A 13437-nucleotide genomic window follows, 5' to 3' on the forward strand; every position below is an offset into this window, starting at 1 on the left:
TCGTGTCTCGTCAGGGTCCAGAACCTGGCGGGTCGGTCGGCGCCGTGCCGTCCTACAACCTGGTTCGAGCTAGTTCGAGGGACTCACGTGGCAGAGGCGGAGCGCATCATCGGTACGCCGGAGGTCGGGGAAGACGGCACCCAGCCCGAATCCGCGGCGCCCAAGGGGCAGCGGCGGATCGTCGCGCTGCTCGTCGTGGCGCTTCTCGCCTACCTGGTCGACCTGGGCAGCAAGATGCTGGTCGTCGCGAAGCTGGAGCACCAGCCGTCGATCCAGGTGATCGGCGACCTGCTGAAGTTCGACGCGATCCGCAATCCCGGCGCCGCCTTCGGCTTCGGCGAGGCCTTCACGATCATCTTCACCTGCATCGCCGCCACGGTCATCGTGGTGATCGTGCGGCTCGCGCGGAAGCTGTACAGCCTGCCCTGGGCGATCGCGCTGGGCCTGCTGCTCGGCGGGGCGCTGGGCAACCTGACCGACCGGATCTTCCGCTCGCCGGGAGTCTTCCGCGGGGCGGTCGTCGACTTCATCGCACCGGCCCACTTCGCCGTCTTCAACCTCGCGGACTCGGCGATCGTCTGCGGCGGGATCCTGATCGTCCTGCTGTCGTTCAAGGGCCTGGATCCGGACGGCACCGTCCACAAGGACTGACCCGGCAAGCGATCGCGGGCCGTTCACGGGCTGACCGCGGGCTGATCGCGGGAATGGTCTTCTGTCGAGTCCTGCATACTCGACAGGTGAGTACGATTCCCGAGATCCGCACCCTGCCCGTACCCGATGGCCTCGAGGGCGAGCGCGTCGACGCCGCTATCGCCCGTATGTTCGGTTTTTCCCGGACGAAGGCGGCCGAACTCGCGGCCGCGGGAAAGGTGCTGGTCGACGGCAGTGTCGTCGGGAAGTCCGAGCGTGTGCACGGTGGCGCCTGGCTCGAAGTCGAGATGCCCGAACCGCCGCGCAAGGTCGAGCTCGTCGCCGAGCCCGTCCCCGGCATGGAGATCGTCCATGACGACGACGACATCGTCGTCATCATGAAGCCGGTCGGCGTCGCCGCGCACCCCAGCCCCGGCTGGACCGGCACCACCGTCATCGGCGGCCTCGCCGCCGCCGGCTACCGCATCTCCACCTCCGGTGCCTCCGAGCGCCAGGGCATCGTGCACCGGCTCGACGTCGGCACCTCCGGCCTGATGGCCGTCGCGAAGTCGGAGCGCGCGTACACCTCGCTGAAGAACCAGTTCCGCGAGCGGATCGTAGACAAGCGCTACCACGCGCTGGTGCAGGGCCACCCGGACCCGATGAGCGGCACGATCGACGCGCCGATCGGGCGGCACCCCAGCGCCGACTACAAGTGGGCCGTGACCCAGGAGGGCAAGCCCTCCGTCACCCACTACGACCTGATCGAGGCCTTCCGCGCCGCGTCGCTGCTGGACATCAAGCTGGAGACCGGGCGCACGCACCAGATCCGCGTGCACATGGCCGCGCACAAGCACCCCTGCGTCGGCGACCTGACCTACGGCGCCGACCCGACCGTCGCGAAGCGCCTCGGGCTCACCCGGCAGTGGCTGCACGCCGTGCGGCTCGGGTTCGAGCACCCGTCGGACGGGCAGTGGGTCGAGTTCGCGAGCACCTACCCGGCGGACCTGCAGAACGCGCTGGACGTGATCCGCAAGGAGAGCGAGTGACCGCCGTATCCGTACGGGTCGCCGTCACGGACGACGACCTGAAGGCCTGCTTCGCCGTGCGGACCGAGGTCTTCGTGGTCGAGCAGTCGGTGCCGGAGTCGATCGAGTACGACGCGTACGACGAGATCGCGGTGCACGTGCTGGCCGAGGGGCCGGACGGGGTGCCGCTGGGCACCGGCCGGCTGCTGTACGGGCCGCGGGCCCTGGGCAAGACGGGCTCCCCGGAGGTCGGCTCGCTCGGACGGCTGGCCGTCACCAAGTCCGCGCGCGGGCTCGGGGTGGGGGTCGCGCTGGTCCGGGCGATCGAGGCCGAGGCGGTTCGGCTGGGGCTGTCGTACGTCGACCTCGGCGCGCAGACCCATGCGCTGGGGTTCTACGAGCGGCTCGGGTACGTGGCCTACGGGCCGGAGTTCGAGGACGCGGGGATCCCGCACCGGGCGATGCGGCGCGCGCTGCCGTAGCCCCGGCCGGGGGTGGGTGCGCGCAGCCCTGCGGGGCCGTCCCCTGCCCGCCCTTCCACCGTTCCCCGGGCTGCGCCCGGACCCCCTGGGGTTCCGCCCCGGATCCCGCGCCTCGAACGCCGGCGAGGCTGGATGTGGCTCGGCGCGGCCGGATGCGGGCCGGATGCGGCGGAGTCCGACACGCAGTCTGGTCTGCGGCGCCGAGCGCAGTGGCTGGCAGTGTGTGGGAGTGGATCAGCTCCTGCTGTTGTTCGTGTTGTTGCTCGGGGCCGTGGTGACGGTGCCGCTCGGGGACCGGTTGGGGCTGCCCTCGCCGGTGTTGATGACGCTCGGCGGGGTGGTGCTCGCCCTGGTGCCCGTGGTGCCCAACGTCGACATCCCGCCCGAGTACATCCTGCCGCTCGTGCTGCCCCCGCTGCTGTACGCCTCCGTGCAGCGGACCTCCTGGCGGCAGTTCGCCGCCAACGTACGGCCCATCCTGCTGCTGGCCGTCGCCCTCGTCTTCGTGACCACCGCGGCCGTCGCCTTCACCGCGCACGCCCTCGTGCCGGGGCTCTCGATCGCCGCGGCCGTCGCGCTCGGCGCGCTCGTCGCACCGCCCGACCCCGTCGCCGCCACCGCCGTGGCGGGCTCGCTCGGGCTGCCCCGGCGCATGGTGTCGATCCTGGAGGGCGAGGGGCTCTTCAACGACGTCACCGCCATCGTGCTCTACCACGTGGCCATCGCCGCGGCCGTCAGCGGGACCTTCTCGTGGCCCGAGGCGCTCGGCGAGTTCGTGCTGTCGGCCGTCGTGGCCGTCGCGGTGGGGCTCGCGCTCGGCTGGGCCGCGAACCGGCTCATGGGGCGGCTCGGCGATGCCACGCTCCAGATCGGGCTGACCCTGCTCGTGCCGTTCGTGGCCTACGTGGTGGCCGAGGAGTTCACCGGCTCCGGCGTGCTGGCCGTGCTGACCACGGCGCTGTTCCTCGCCGAGTACGCGACCGACGCCGACGACGTGCTGGGCCGGCTCGCCGGGCACACGTTCTGGGAGGTCGTCGACATGCTGGTCACCGGCGTCGCCTTCGGACTGATCGGGCTGGAACTGCACAACGTGTTCGGGGCCGCCAGCGGCCGGGTCTGGGAGATGGCCGGCTGGGCGGCGGCGGTGGTCGCGGTGGTGGTCGGCGTACGGCTGGTGTGGCTGCTGCCGGCCGGCTGGCTCGCGAAACGGCTCCACTCGCGCCGCGACTACGACGAGGAGATCCCGCTGAGCTGGCGGGAGTCCATGGTGATGTGGTGGGCGGGCATGCGGGGCGTGGCCTCGGTGGCCCTCGCGCTGGCCATCCCCTTCGAGACGGACGCGGGGGAGCCCTTCCCGGCCCGGCAGGAGATCGTCTTCATCGCTTTCGCCGTGATCATGGCCACCCTGGTGGTCCAGGGCCTGACCCTGCCGTGGCTGGTGCGCCGGCTCGGCGTGGAGGCCGACTCGGACGCGGAGGCGGAGATCGCCCGCGCGCTGGCGATCCGCGCAGCCAAGGCCGCGAAGCGGCGGCTGAAGGAGATCGAGGAGGTGGAGGACCTGCCCGAGGACCTGGTGGAGGTGCTCTACCGCCGGGCCTACGACGTGGGCGCCAGGATCAGCCCGGACATGGTCGACGAGGAGCGGCGGGAGGCGTACGCGAAGCGGGTGGAGCGGATCCGCGACGTGCAGCGCATCCAGCGGGAGATGATGTCCGCCGCCCGGCACGAGGTGCTGGCCGCGCGCAGCGAACCGGGCGCCGATCCGGAGATCGTCGACCGGGTGCTCCGGCACCTGGACGTCCGCAGTCTGCGTAGTCCGTAGTCCGTAGTTTGTAGGGTCCGGTCGTGGGCGGGCGGTCGCGGGCCATCCGGGCGGGGTGCGGGGCCCGTACGGCATGGCGCCCGGAGCGGCCGGGAGCCGGGGCGGATGCCGAAGGCTCACGCCACAGGAGAGTCCCGTGAGTGGTTCCAGCCCCCGAGCGAACCCGAGCCGGCCCGAGTCCGCGGCCGCCGGTGGTGACCTGCCGGCTCCCGGGGTCATCGGCATCGGACTCGCCGCCGTACTGACCTTCGCGCTCGCCCCCCTGCTCCAGCGCCGGGCCTGGCTGTTGCTGGTGGGAGCGGCCGTCTGGTTCCGCGACCGGGCCCGGTCCCGGGACCGGGCCGGCCTCGCGGACCGGGGCTGACCCGGAGCGGCCTACACCTGGTAGCGGTCCGGGGCGAAGAGGTGGAGGTGGGCGGCTATCCACTCCGAGGTGCGGGTCAGGCCTTCCTGGAGGGAGACCTCGGGCTTCCAGCCGGCCCAGTCGCGGGCCCGGGCGTTGTCCGACAGCAGACGCTGGACCTCGCTGCCCGCGGGACGCAGCCGGGCCGGGTCGACGACCACCTCCGCGTCCCGGCCCGAGGCCGTGATCAGGGCCCGGGCCAGGTCGCCGATGGAGATCTCCTCGCCACTGCCCAGGTTGACCACTTCGCCCAGGGCCCGGTCGGATTCCGCGACGGCGAGGAAGCCGGCCGCGGTGTCGGTCACGTAGGTGAAGTCCCGGGTGGGTGTCAGGGAGCCCAGACGGATCTCCCGGGCGCCCGAGTGGAGCTGGGCGAGGATGGTGGGGATGACCGCGCGGGCCGACTGGCGGGGGCCGTAGGTGTTGAACGGCCGGACCACCGTCACCGGCAGTTCGAACGCGTGGTGGAAGGAGAGCGCCATCATGTCGGCGCCGATCTTCGAAGCGGAGTACGGGGACTGCGGCTGGAGCGGGTGGCTCTCGGAGATCGGGGCCGTCAGGGCCGTCCCGTAGACCTCGCTGGTGGAGGTGTGGACGAGGCGGCGCACGCCGTGGCGGCGGCAGGCCTCGGCCATGTTCTCGGTACCGGTGACGTTGGTCTGGACGTACGCACCGGGCGAGGCGTAGCTGTACGGGATCCCGATCAGGGCCGCCAGGTGGAAGACCGTGTCGCAGCCGGCCACCGCGTCGCTGACCCGGCCCGCGTCGCGGACGTCCCCGGCCCACATCTCCACCGGGCCGCCGGGGTCGGCCAGGTAGCGGGCCAGGTGGCCCTTGTCGGCGTACGGCTTGTAGTGCACGAAGGCGCGGACCCTCGCGCCCCGCGCGACCAGCAGGTCGACGAGCGTGGAGCCGATGAACCCCTCGGCGCCCGTGACCAGGACGGTCCGGCCGGTCCAGTCGGCGGGCGTGCGCGCCGGGGTGAGGGCGAGGGTGGGCGTGGGGGTGTGCGTGGCGTGCGTGGTCATACGAGCTCCAGGGGAGTGGGGGAGAAGGAGGGGAAGCCGGCGACCCGCAGGACGTGCGAGGCCAGCAGGTCGGCGGCCCGCGCGTGCGGGCCCGGGTCGGCCGCGCCGGCCATCGCCGCCAGCCGAGCGGGGTCGGCCAGCAGCGGGGCGAGCAGTTCCGCGAGGCGGCCGGCCGTGGCCTCGGCGTCCGCCAGCAGCAGGCCGGCGCCCGCGTCGGACAGCACCCGGGCGTTGTGGGTCTGGTGGTCGCCCGGGGCGTACGGGTAAGGCACCAGCACCGCGGGGACGCCCGTCGCGGCGAGCTCCGCCACCGTCGCCGAGCCCGCCCGGCACACCACCAGGTCGGCGGCCGCGTAGACCAGGTCCATCCGGTCCAGGTACGGCACGGCCCGTGCGATCCGCCGCCCGCCCGAGGCGGACAGCCCGGCCACCGTGTCCGCGAGCGCCGCCGGCCCGGTCTTGATCAGCAGCTGCACGTCCTCCCGCGCCTGCCAGGCGGCCGCCAGCCCGGCCGCGGCCGAGGTCAGGCGCACGGCGCCGAGGCTGCCGCCGTTGAACACCACCAGCCGCCGCCCGTCCGGCACCCCGAGCTCCCGCCGGGCCTCGGCGCGCAGGACCGTCCGCTCGGGGCGGGACAGTTCCGCGAGGCCCGACAGCGCCGCGGAGATGGGCATTCCGGTGGTCAGTGCCCGCGCCCCGCCCGCCAGGTGTTCCCGGCTGCGGTCGAAGGCGACCGCCATGTGCGGGGTGAGGCGGGCCGCGAACTGGTTGGCCCGGCCCGGTACCGCGTTGGACTCGTGGATGACCGCCGGCAGTCCGGCCAGCCGGGCCCCGAGCACGGCGGGCGCGCTCGGATAGCCGCCCATGCCGACCGCGACCTGCGCGCCCTGCGCCCGGATCACGGCCCGCGCCTGCCCGGCCGAGCGCAGCAGCGCCGCCGGGAGGAGGTAGCGCTTGGCGCCCAGCGCCGGGTCGAAGGGGATCATGTCCACGGTGTGCAGGCGGTAGCCGGCGGCCGGGATCAGCTCGGTCTCCAGGCCGCGTTCGGTGCCGATGAACGAGATCACGGCGTGCGGGACGGCGGCGCGCAGCGCCTCCGCCAGGGCGAGCCCGGGATAGATGTGGCCGCCGGTGCCGCCCGCGCCGATCACGACGGAAAGCGGCCAGCGTGAGGAGGATGGGGAGGGTGAGGAGGTCATGGACGCAGACTTCCGGTGCGCCTTAAGAAGGTTCTAAGAGGTTCTCCCGGAGCATTTGGGAGGCTTTGCCGCATGCAGCGGATTCTGGTGGTGGACGACGAGCCCGAGGTGCGGGCCGCCGTCGAGGACGGCCTCGCCGTCGAGGGGTACGAGGTGCGCGGTGCGGCCGACGGGCTGGCCGCGCTGTCCGAGGTGGCCCTCTGGCAGCCCGACGCGGTGGTCCTCGACGTGATGATGCCGGTGCTGGACGGGCTCGGCGTGTGCCGGCAACTGCGCGCGGTGGGCGACCGTACGCCCGTCCTCGTCCTCACGGCCCTGGACGCGGTGAGCGACCGGATCGACGGGCTGGAGGCGGGCGCCGACGACTACCTGGTCAAACCGTTCGCGCTCGACGAGCTCGTGGCCCGGGTACGGGCCCTCCTGCGGCGAGCCGCCCCCGACGACCCGGCCGGGGGCGCGCCCGTGCTCGCGTACGGGGACCTCGTGCTCGACCCCGTCACCCGCACCGGGCGGCGCGGGGAGCGGCCGCTGGAGTTCAGCCGCACGGAGTCGGCGCTGCTCGAACTGCTCCTGCGCCACCCCGGACAGGTGCTCCCGCGCGAGCTGGTCCTGGAACTGGTGTGGGGCCGGGACTTCGGGCCGGACTCCAACTCCCTGGCCGTCTACGTCGGATACCTGCGCCGCAAGCTGGAGGCCGGCGGCGAGCCCCGGCTCGTGCACACCGTGCACGGGGTCGGCTACCGGCTGGACTCCGCGTGAGCGGGCGGGAGCAGGGGCGGGGGCGCGGAGCGCGGTGGCGGCGCCGGCGGCCGCTGCGGACCCGGCTGGCGCTGTCCGTCACCGCCGCGGTGGCCCTGGTGGCGCTCGGCGTGTGCGCGGCGGCCTTCCTCGTGGTGCGCGGGGCGCTGTACCGGCAGCTCGACCTGAGCCTGACCCAGTCGGCCCGCCTCGCCGCCCAGCGCAACCCGGACTCCGGACCCGGGACCCTGGCCGGGGAGTGCCGGTTCCGGGCGGCGCCCGCCTGCGCCGAGGTGGTGCCGGCGGATCCGGGGCGCGACCCCAGGACGCCGTACCTGCTGCCGGTGACCCCGGCCGCGCGGGCCGTGGCCGCGGGCACGCGGGCCCCGTACTACACGGCCATCGTGCACGCCGGGCATCCGGCGCGGATGCTGACCACCGACTACGGCAAGGGGCGGGCGCTTCAAGTGGCGCTGCGGGCCGACACGGTGGAGGACGGCATCGAGCAGGCCTCGTGGTGGCTGGCGTTGACGGCGGCGGCAGGGGTGCTGCTGGCCGCGGTGCTCGGCCACTGGGTCGCGCGGACGGGTCTGGCGCCCGTCACCCGGCTCACCGCCACCGCCGAGCGGATCGCCGCCACCAGGGACCCGAGGCACCGGATCGAACTGCCGCCTCCGGGGCGCGGCCGCGAGGACGAGGTCACCCGGCTGGCCGGGAGCTTCAACACCATGCTGGGGGAGCTGGAACAGTCCGTCACCGCGCAGCGCAGGCTCGTCGCGGACGCCTCCCACGAGCTGCGGACCCCGCTGACGGCGCTGCGGACGAACGCGGAGCTGCTCGCGCGGGGGGACCGGCTGACGGCCGAGCAGCGCGAACGGGCCTCGCTGGCGCTCGGGCGGCAGCTGCGGGAGGTGACCGGGCTCGTCAACGACCTGATCGAGCTCGCCCGCGACGAGGAGCCGCAGCTGCTGGTGGAACAGGTGCGGCTGGCTCCGCTGCTGGAGTACTGCGTCGGCGCCGCGCGGGCGCACTGGCCGGGGGTGGCGTTCCGGGTGCGGGGTCCCTCGCGGGAGGAGGCCGTGGTGGTGGCGGGGGTGCCGGCGCGGCTCAGCCGGCTGCTGTCGAACCTGCTGGACAACGCGGCGAAGTTCAGCCCGGCCGGGGCGGAGGTGGAGGTCGGCCTGGTGGTGCGGGGCGGGTCCGCGGAGGTGACCGTACGGGATCACGGGCCGGGGATCGCGGAGGGGGATCTGCCGTACGTCTTCGACCGGTTCTACCGGGCGGGGGCGGCGCGGGCCCTGCCGGGGTCGGGGCTGGGGCTGGCGATGGCCCGGCAGATCGCGCGGGCGCACGAGGCGGAGCTGGTGGCCGAAGCCGCCCCGGGCGGGGGTGCGCTGTTCCGGCTGACCTTCGCGGGCCGGGGCTGACACCGGCCCTGGTCACGGCCCTGCGGGGCGGAGTCCCCTACCCGCCCTTCCACCGTTCCCCGGGGCTGCGCCCCGGACCCCGGTCCTCAACGCCGGACGGCTGGATTACTGCCCGGGCGGAAGGATCGCCTCCGTCGTGGCGATGTGGGGGAGGGCGTACGGGTGGTGGGTTCGTAGCCAGGTGATCAGGCGTTCGCGGACCGCGCAGCGGACGGTCCAGACGGCGTCGCCGTCCTTCGCGGTGACCACCGCACGGACCTGGATGGTGTGCGGGGTGGTGTCCGTGACGGCCAGGGAGCCGGTGCGGCCGTCCCATTCCGGGATGTCCTTCAGGATCCGCTGGAGCTGCTCGCGCATCAGGTCGACCGGGGCGCTGTGGTCCAGGTGCCAGAACACGGTGCCCGTCATCTGCGCGCCACCGCGCGACCAGTTCTCGTAGGGCTTGCTCGTGAAGTACGAGACCGGCATCGTGATCCGGCGCTCGTCCCAGGTCCGGACGGTGAGGAAGGTGAGGGTGATCTCCTCCACCGTGCCCCACTCCTTGTCCACCACCACGGTGTCGCCGATCCGGACGGTGTCGCCGAAGGCGATCTGGAGTCCGGCGAAGAGGTTGCCGAGGGCGGCCTGTGCCGCGATGCCCGCCACGATGCCGAGCACGCCCGCCGAGGCCAGCATCGAGGTGCCGACCGTGCGCATCTCGGGGAACGTCAGGAGCATCGCGCTGAGGGCCACCACGATCACCACCGCGGTGACCACCCGCTGGATCAGCGTGACCTGGGTGCGGACCCGGCGGACCCTGGCCGGGTCGGAGGCGTCGGCCGCGTAGCGGGCGTAGGTGGAGTCCACGATCGCCGTCGTGATGCGGATCAGCAGCCACGCGGCCGCGGCGATCAGGACCAGGGTCAGCACGTGCCCGGGGCCGTCCGCACGCCGGCGCACGGCCTGCAGCAGGGAGGCGGCCAGGACCACCAGGAACGGCGGGCGGCAGCGGCGCAGCAGCCCCCACAGCGGGGTCTCGCTGTGCCGGGCGTCGGCGCGGCGCAGCAGCAGGTCCAGCACCCAGCCCGCGAGCAGGGTGATGGCCAGGGTGCCGGCGACGGCCGCGATCGGGCGCAGGAAGGAGTCCGTGTCCATGCAGGCCAACGTAACCGGAGGGGGTCCGTCGAAACTGGCACGATGGGGGCATGAACATCATGCTTTTCCATTCGACCTACGGGCTGCGGCCCGCCGTGCGGGAGGCGGCCGACCGGCTGCGCGCGGCCGGGCACCAGGTCCAGGTGCCGGACCTCTTCGAGGGACGCACCTTCGAGACCGTCGAGGAGGGCATGGCCCACCGGGACGAGATCGGCCGTGACGAGCTGCTCAAGCGGGCGGTCCTGGCCTCGGCCCCCTACTCCGACCAGGGCCTGGTCTACGCCGGCTTCTCCTTCGGCGGCTCGATCGCCCAGCACCTGGCGCTCGCCGACGAGAAGGCGCGCGGGCTGCTGCTCCTGCACGGGACGGCCGACCTGGAGGAGAACGCGTACGTCGACGAGCTGCCGGTGCAGCTGCACATCGCCGATCCGGACCCCTTCGAGCCGCACGACTGGCTGACGGCCTGGTACCTGCGGATGCGCAAGGCCGGGGCGGACGTGGAGGTCCACGGCTATCCGGGGGCCGGGCACCTGTTCACCGACCCGGGGCTGGACGACTACGACGCCGAGGCGGCGGAGCAGGCCTGGGCGGTCGCCCTCGCCTTCCTCGACGGTCTGTAGGACGCACATGACGATGGGGCCCCGCGCGTGCGGGGCCCCATCGTCATGCGTGCTCCGCAATGCCGGAGCGTCAGGCGCGGTACGCCGTCCACATGCTCTTCATGCGGGTCACCTGGCCCGCGGTGAACTGGTACATGCAGGAGTCGTACGTGTAGTCCATGAAGTTGTGGATCGGGTCGACGCCCGCCTTGCTGGCGCAGGTGTCACGGCCGGTCGGGCACTCGAAGGCCGCGCTCTTCTCGGCCGGGGTGTCCGAGACGGAGTCGCCCGCGCCGTTACAGCCGCCCTGGAAGGTGTGGTAGAGGCCCATCCAGTGGCCGACCTCGTGGGTCGCGGTGTCGCCCTCGTTGTAGTTGGCGGCGGAGCCGCCCGGCAGCGAGGTGTCCAGGACGACCACGCCGTCCATCTTCGGCTGGGAGGCGTAGGAGCTGGGGAAGGTGGCCCAGCCCAGCAGCCCGCCGGAGAGGTTGGCGGTGTAGAAGTTCAGGGCGTTCGCGCCGCCCTTGCGCAGGGTGTTCTTCATGGTCTTCTCGGCCGTGGAGCCGGAAGCCAGGTTGTACCAGCTCGCGTTGTCCGTGTAGTCGGTGCCCGCCAGGGTGAACTGGTAGCTGCTGTCGACGTTTCCGGTGCCCTGGCCGGCGTAGGCCGCGTTCAGGACCGCCAGCTGCTTGCTGATGTCGGTGGACGTCAGCTTTCCGGTGGTACCGGAGTGGATCACGTGGAAGTACACGGGGATGTTCGTGACTGCCTCGGCGACGCGCAGGCTGCGCGGCTCCTTCGAGATCTTGTCCAGCTTCGCCTTGAGGTCGGCGTCCATGGACTTGGACTGCGCCTCGGTGACCTCGTTCGGCTCGGCCGCGTGCTGGTCCTTCGGGCGCGCCACACGGGCGTTGGCCGCGGCGCCGGAGGCGTCCTCGGCGCACACCTCGGCGCCAGTTTTGGCGGCGGCGACCGTGGTGGGGGCGGCGAGCGGGGTGAAGGCCAGGGTGCCGGTGAGTACGGCGGCACCCATCAGGCGGCGGCGAAGAAGGGGGGATATGCGGGCAAGAGCGCGCACGTGTGCTCCTCGCGAGTGGGGGGTTGAGCGGGAGGGATCTCCTCAGCTGGCGGGAATCTTACGTGCGCATGTCATAAACAGGTCAAGTGCTCTACGTAAAAGATTTGTTGCTTCTGATGACGAAGGGGCGCCTGGTCTACGCCAAGCGCCCCTCCGGACGGGAAATCTGGCTGAGTGTCAGCGCACCGGCTGGTCCGCCCGCTCGACCTTCTGGGTGCCGGTCAGCGTGCGGTACGAGCGTGCCCAGGCGGCCGTGGCGTCCTGGCGCCGTTTGTCCGAGACCACGTAGTAGTCCATCTGGGAACGCTCGGCCGTCACGTCCAGCACGCCGTAGCCGTGGGCGTCCATGTCCAGCCATTTCACGTGCCGGTTGGCGGCCTTGATCGCCGTCTCGGCGACCAGCGAGGCCGTGTCGGCCGGCACGTGCAGCAGGTCGTCGATGTTGTCGGAGGTCACCGACGTCACCACGAACTCCACGCCCGCCGAACGCGACCACGGGTAGGTGGCCGCCGTCACCGGCACGTCGTTCGCCCAGGCCATGTGGATGTCACCGGTCAGGAAGACGGTGTTGCGGACGGAACGGTCCGTCAGGTGCCCCAGCAGCTCCCGGCGGTCGTCCGTGTACCCGTCCCACTGGTCCACGTTGACCGCGAGGCCGCCCGCGGGCAGGCCGAGCAGCTCGGTGAGGGGCCCCAGCAGGTGCGCCGGCAGCGAGCCGAAGGCCACCGGCGAGATCATCACCGAGGTGCCCACCAGCTTCCAGGTGGCCTGCGAGCCGGCCAGCCCGGCCTTCAGCCAGTCCAGCTGGGCGCGCCCGGTGAGGGTGCGCTCCGGGTCGTCCACCGCGCCGCTGCCGATGCCCGCCTGCTGCGAGCGGAAGGTCCGCAGGTCCAGCAGGTGCAGGTCGGCGAGGGTGCCGAAGCGCAGCCGCCGGTAGACGGTGCCCTCGGTGGAGGTGCGCACCGGCATCCACTCGAAGTACGCCTGCCGGGCGGCGGCCGCACGGGCCGCGAAGGAGCCCTCGGTGGCGGCGTCGTGGTTCTCGGCGCCGCCGGACCAGGTGTCGTTGGCGATCTCGTGGTCGTCCCAGATCGCGATGACCGGGTGGGCCTGGTGCAGGGCCTGCAGGTCGGGGTCGGTCTTGTACTTCCCGTGCCGGGTGCGGTAGTCGGCCAGGGTGAGGATCTCGTGCAGCGGCTCGTGCTGCCGCACGACGTACTTCGCCTCGGGGTAGCCCCCGCTCTTGTACTCGTAGATGTAGTCGCCCAGGTGCAGTACGGCGTCCAGATCGGCCCGCGCGGCCAGGTGGCGGTACGCGGAGAAGTAGCCGGACTCCCAGTTGGCGCAGGAGACCACGCCGAAGCGGATCCCGGCGGGCGCGGTGGCGGCGGCCGGGGCGGTGCGGGTGCGCCCGGCCGGGGAGGTGGTGGCGCCGGCGGTGAACCGGTACCAGTAGGCCGTCTGCGGGCGCAGGCCCCGTACGTCGGCCTTGACGGTGTGGTCGGAGGCGGCGCTCGCGGTGACGGTGCCGCTCGCGACGATCCGGGAGAAGGCCTTGTCCTCGGCGACCTCCCAGCCCACCGCGACGGCGGGGCCCGCACCGGAGCCCGGTACGGCCGCGGCGGTCGGGGTGACGCGGGTCCACAGCAGGACCCCGTCGGGGAGCGGGTCGCCCGAGGCGACGCCGTGCAGGAAGGAGGGTGCGTCAGCGGTGGTGCCCGTGGCGGCGTGGGCGGCTTCGGCACCCAGCGCGGCGATCGGGACGAGTGCCGCCGTGGCCGCCGCGGCCAGGACGACCGTACGGCGGCGGGGGGTCGGCACGGTCGCCGATTCCGGGGCGGAAGAGGAGAGTTGACTGGTCACGGATGA

13 protein-coding genes are annotated in these 13437 nt (G+C 73.0%); 8 read left to right on the forward strand and 5 right to left on the reverse strand.

What is annotated here, in order from left to right:
- Window positions 1–87 precede the first annotated feature (87 nt).
- From lspA to AC3IX6_RS28070, 5 genes are all read left to right on the forward strand, one after another.
- Window positions 88–651 carry a signal peptidase II gene (gene lspA, locus AC3IX6_RS28050; RefSeq protein WP_489365690.1) on the forward strand — a complete coding sequence of 188 codons (564 nt, stop codon included), beginning with the start codon at window positions 88–90 and terminating at the stop codon, window positions 649–651.
- A gap of 86 nt (window positions 652–737) precedes the next feature.
- Entirely contained in the window at window positions 738–1679 is a 942-nt protein-coding gene (locus AC3IX6_RS28055) for an RluA family pseudouridine synthase (protein WP_250743762.1), read from the forward strand.
- Entirely contained in the window at window positions 1676–2140 is a 465-nt protein-coding gene (locus tag AC3IX6_RS28060) for a GNAT family N-acetyltransferase (RefSeq protein WP_489365692.1), read from the forward strand. Before AC3IX6_RS28055 ends, AC3IX6_RS28060 begins: the two co-directional genes overlap by 4 nt.
- A 229-nt stretch (window positions 2141–2369) precedes the next feature.
- A complete protein-coding gene (locus AC3IX6_RS28065; protein ID WP_489365694.1) occupies window positions 2370–3962 on the forward strand; it encodes a Na+/H+ antiporter in 1593 nt (530 codons plus the stop codon).
- Window positions 3963–4098: 136 nt separating this feature from the next.
- Complete coding sequence (locus AC3IX6_RS28070) at window positions 4099–4326, forward strand: hypothetical protein (protein ID WP_489365696.1); 228 nt, start codon at window positions 4099–4101, stop codon at window positions 4324–4326.
- 11 nt (window positions 4327–4337) lie between these two features.
- Here the strand turns inward: AC3IX6_RS28070 and AC3IX6_RS28075 are convergent, their stop codons facing one another.
- Entirely contained in the window at window positions 4338–5393 is a 1056-nt protein-coding gene (locus tag AC3IX6_RS28075) for an SDR family NAD(P)-dependent oxidoreductase (protein WP_489365698.1), read from the reverse strand.
- Window positions 5390–6592, reverse strand: coding sequence for a UDP-N-acetylglucosamine--N-acetylmuramyl-(pentapeptide) pyrophosphoryl-undecaprenol N-acetylglucosamine transferase (locus tag AC3IX6_RS28080; RefSeq protein ID WP_489365700.1), 1203 nt, complete (start codon window positions 6590–6592; stop codon window positions 5390–5392). The genes AC3IX6_RS28075 and AC3IX6_RS28080 overlap by 4 nt, the downstream gene beginning before the upstream one ends.
- A gap of 72 nt (window positions 6593–6664) precedes the next feature.
- Here AC3IX6_RS28080 and AC3IX6_RS28085 point away from each other — a divergent pair, with 72 nt between their 5' ends.
- Complete coding sequence (locus AC3IX6_RS28085; RefSeq protein WP_489365702.1) at window positions 6665–7351, forward strand: response regulator transcription factor; 687 nt, start codon at window positions 6665–6667, stop codon at window positions 7349–7351.
- Entirely contained in the window at window positions 7348–8757 is a 1410-nt protein-coding gene (locus tag AC3IX6_RS28090) for a sensor histidine kinase (protein WP_489365704.1), read from the forward strand. The genes AC3IX6_RS28085 and AC3IX6_RS28090 overlap by 4 nt, the downstream gene beginning before the upstream one ends.
- Before the next feature lie 105 nt (window positions 8758–8862).
- Here the strand turns inward: AC3IX6_RS28090 and AC3IX6_RS28095 are convergent, their stop codons facing one another.
- Entirely contained in the window at window positions 8863–9891 is a 1029-nt protein-coding gene (locus tag AC3IX6_RS28095; protein WP_489365706.1) for a mechanosensitive ion channel family protein, read from the reverse strand.
- A gap of 50 nt (window positions 9892–9941) precedes the next feature.
- Between AC3IX6_RS28095 and AC3IX6_RS28100 the strand changes: the two genes are divergently transcribed.
- Window positions 9942–10511 (forward strand): dienelactone hydrolase family protein, encoded by a 570-nt coding sequence (locus AC3IX6_RS28100; RefSeq protein WP_489365708.1) that lies wholly within the window; start codon window positions 9942–9944, stop codon window positions 10509–10511.
- A gap of 70 nt (window positions 10512–10581) precedes the next feature.
- Here AC3IX6_RS28100 and AC3IX6_RS28105 read toward each other — a convergent pair whose 3' ends face one another.
- Together AC3IX6_RS28105 and AC3IX6_RS28110 are read right to left on the reverse strand one after the other, a co-directional pair.
- On the reverse strand, window positions 10582–11523 hold the full coding sequence (locus tag AC3IX6_RS28105; protein WP_489371581.1) for a zinc metalloprotease: 942 nt from the start codon (window positions 11521–11523) through the stop codon (window positions 10582–10584).
- A gap of 222 nt (window positions 11524–11745) precedes the next feature.
- Window positions 11746–13431: an alkaline phosphatase D family protein gene (locus AC3IX6_RS28110; RefSeq protein ID WP_489365709.1), complete on the reverse strand. Its 1686-nt coding sequence runs from the start codon at window positions 13429–13431 to the stop codon at window positions 11746–11748.
- Between the last annotated feature and the right edge of the window lie 6 nt (window positions 13432–13437).

The organism is Streptomyces sp. GL_141, assembly GCF_057834385.1.

Excerpts from the sequence above, each read along its gene's own strand:
- AC3IX6_RS28075 (WP_489365698.1), bottom strand. The coding sequence starts at position 5,393 with ATGACCACGCACGCCACGCACACCCCCACGCCCACCCTCGCCCTCACC.
- AC3IX6_RS28080 (WP_489365700.1), bottom strand. The coding sequence starts at position 6,592 with ATGACCTCCTCACCCTCCCCATCCTCCTCACGCTGGCCGCTTTCCGTC.
- AC3IX6_RS28085 (WP_489365702.1), top strand. The coding sequence starts at position 6,665 with ATGCAGCGGATTCTGGTGGTGGACGACGAGCCCGAGGTGCGGGCCGCC.
- AC3IX6_RS28095 (WP_489365706.1), bottom strand. The coding sequence starts at position 9,891 with ATGGACACGGACTCCTTCCTGCGCCCGATCGCGGCCGTCGCCGGCACC.
- AC3IX6_RS28100 (WP_489365708.1), top strand. The coding sequence starts at position 9,942 with ATGAACATCATGCTTTTCCATTCGACCTACGGGCTGCGGCCCGCCGTG.
- AC3IX6_RS28105 (WP_489371581.1), bottom strand. The coding sequence starts at position 11,523 with ATGGGTGCCGCCGTACTCACCGGCACCCTGGCCTTCACCCCGCTCGCC.